Genomic DNA, 2,742 nt, shown 5'->3' with positions numbered 1-2,742 from the left:
ACCGACCAGCCGATCAGCCGATACGGCCCGTGCGGCTGCACGCTGCGGATGCGCGCCGCGTAATCGGCGGCCAGTTGCGCGAGATCGCCGGGCCACCAGCTTTCGGTGTGGAACGGCGCCTGCACGCCGTACACGCTCGCCACGCCGTCGAGCGCCTCGGCGAGCGGCCGGTAGTCGGCCACGAGACCCGACGCGGCATGCAGCGCGAACACGCGCGGCAGGTCGCTGCGCGCCGACAGCGCGACGATATTCGACGCACGCGGCGCGCCGTGCGCCTGGGTCGTCACCGATTCGATATGCGCGGCCAGCGCGCGCACCGTCGCGTGCTGGAACAGCGCTTCGAGCGTGAGGCCCGGCAGATTCATATCGCGTGCGCGCGCCAGCAGCTTGAGCGCGAGCAGCGAATGACCGCCCGCCGCGAAGAAGTCGTCGGTGACGCCGAATTCGCCTTGCGGCAGCACCTCCTGCCACAGCGCGAGCAAACGCGCTTCGAGCGCCGTGCCCGGCATCACACGCGCCGCCGATGCGCCCGACTGCGGCGCGGGCAGCGCCGCGCGGTCGAGCTTGCCGTTCTGCATCAGCGGCAGACGTTCGAGCCGCACCAGCGCCGACGGCACCATGTACGCGGGCAGCCGGCTTTCGAGCACGCGGCGCAGCGCGCCGTCGTCGGCCTCGTCAGCATTGCCGACGACATAACCGACCAGCCGCTTCGCGTCGCCCTCGCCGTGCAGCGCCACGGCGCTCGCCGTGACGCCCGGCGCCTCGCGCAGCACTGCCTCGATCTCGCCCGGCTCGATGCGGAAACCGCGCAGCTTCACCTGCTGATCGAGACGGCCGAGGAAGTCGATGCTGCCGTCCGCGCGACGTCGGCACAGATCGCCGCTGCGATACAGACGCGCGCCGGGCCGCTGCGGATCGGGCACGAAGCTCGCCGCCGTGAGACCGGGCCGCCCGAGATAGCCGCGCGCGAGCGTGAGCCCGCCGATGCACAGCTCGCCCAGCGCGCCCGGCGGCAGTTCGTTGCCGTCGCGATCCATCACGTAGACGCAGCGCGACGCATACGGCTCGCCGATCGACACGATGGTCTGCGCGCTGTCCTCCGCGCGCGTTTCGCGATACATGCACGCGACCGTGGTTTCGGTCGGACCGTAGAGGTTGTCGAGACGGATGTGCGCGAGCGGACCCGCCTGCCATTGCTCGAGCGCGTCGCCGGGCAAGCCCTCGCCGCCCACGGTGATCTGGCGCAGCGCGGCCAGATCCTCGCGCGGCGGCGGCGTGCGCAGCCATTGCTGCCAGTAGGCCGTCGGAATGCGCGCGAAGCTCACGCGGCCCTCCTTCAGATGGCGGCTCGTCGCGGGCGCGTCCCACAGCTGCGGACCGCGCATTTCGACCTGGCCGCCTTGCATCAGCGCGGGCAGCATCTCGTGCAGCGCGACGTCGAAATTGATCGTCGACGATTGCAGCTGCGTGTCGCGCGCGTCGATGCCATAAGTGGCGATGAAGTCGTCGAGATGGCGGCTCAGAGCGTCGTGACTCACCGCCACGCCCTTGGGCCGCCCCGCCGATCCCGAGGTGTAGATCACGTACGCAAGCTGATGCGGATGGATCGCGGCGTGTGCCTCAGGCGTAACGGCGTCGCGCGCGCCGTCGCGCAGCGTGGCGATGTCGAGCGCGTCGCGGCCCGCGAACAGCGCGGCGCAGGCGTCGAGCGTCGCGGCGTCGGCGAGCACGCAGGTCAGCTGCGCCTCGTCGATCATCGTGCGCAGACGCTCGGGCGGATAAGCCGGATCGAGCGGCACGAAGGCCGCGCCCGAACGCAACACACCGACGAGCGCCGCCACCAGCCCGACCGAGCGCGTGAGGCACAGACCGACGCGCTCCTCTGCGACCGCGCCGCGCTTCTGCAAGGCGCGCGCGATGTTAGCCGACCAGGCGTCGAGTTCGCCGTAATTCAGGTGTTCGCCCTCGCAGTGCAGCGCGTGTGCGTGCGGCTGCGTGCGCGCCCGTTCGGCGATGCGCGCGCCCACCGGAGAAAAAGGATGTGCGTGCAACGGTTCTGCGCGTTGCGGCCGCGCGGGCGCGAGTTGCAGCGCGGCCAGCGGCGTGTTCGCATCGGCGACGATCTGGCCGAGCATCGTCACGTAATCGGCGAGCAGACGATCGACGGTGGCCGCGTCGAACACGTCGCGCGCGTAGGTGAAGGACAGCAGCGTGCTGTTCTTCGATGCGTTCGGCGCTGCGTTCGTCGTGTTCGTCGCCGTGTGCTTCACTTCGCGCGCGGTCAGCACGAGGTCGAAGCGCGCGGTGCCCGTCGACGTTTCGATCGGCGACGCGCGCAGTCCGGGCAGATGCAAACCCTCGCCCGGCGCACCGCCGTCGTAGTTGAACATCACGCTGAAAAGCGGCGTGTGCGAAAGGCTGCGCTCGGGGCTCAGCGCCTCGACCACGCGCGCGAACGGCACCTGCTGATGCGCCTGCGCCTCGACGAGCCGCTCGCTCACGTGGCGCACCAGCGCGCTCACATCGGCGAGGCCGTCGAGTTCGCTGCGCACCACCAGCGTGTTGACGAAGAAGCCGACCATGCGCTGCGTGTCGAGCCGGTCGCGTCCCGTCGCGGGCACGCCCACGCGGATGTCGTACTGGCCGCTGTAGCGCGCGAGCAGCAGATCGAACGCCGCCAGCAGCACGGCCGCGCCGGTCGTGTCGTGACGGCGCGCGAGCGCGCGCACCGCCGCGGCGGTC

1 protein-coding gene is annotated in these 2,742 nt (G+C 71.0%); it reads right to left on the bottom strand.

Features of this window, described 5'->3' with window-relative positions:
* A partial coding sequence (locus G3N97_RS37965) for a non-ribosomal peptide synthetase (RefSeq protein WP_205997876.1) occupies positions 1 to 2,742 on the bottom strand: 2,742 nt, incomplete at both ends.

Source organism: Paraburkholderia sp. Ac-20347 (assembly GCF_017104805.1).
GTDB lineage: Bacteria > Pseudomonadota > Gammaproteobacteria > Burkholderiales > Burkholderiaceae > Paraburkholderia > Paraburkholderia tropica.
This window is presented reverse-complemented; position numbering and strand designations above follow the sequence as displayed.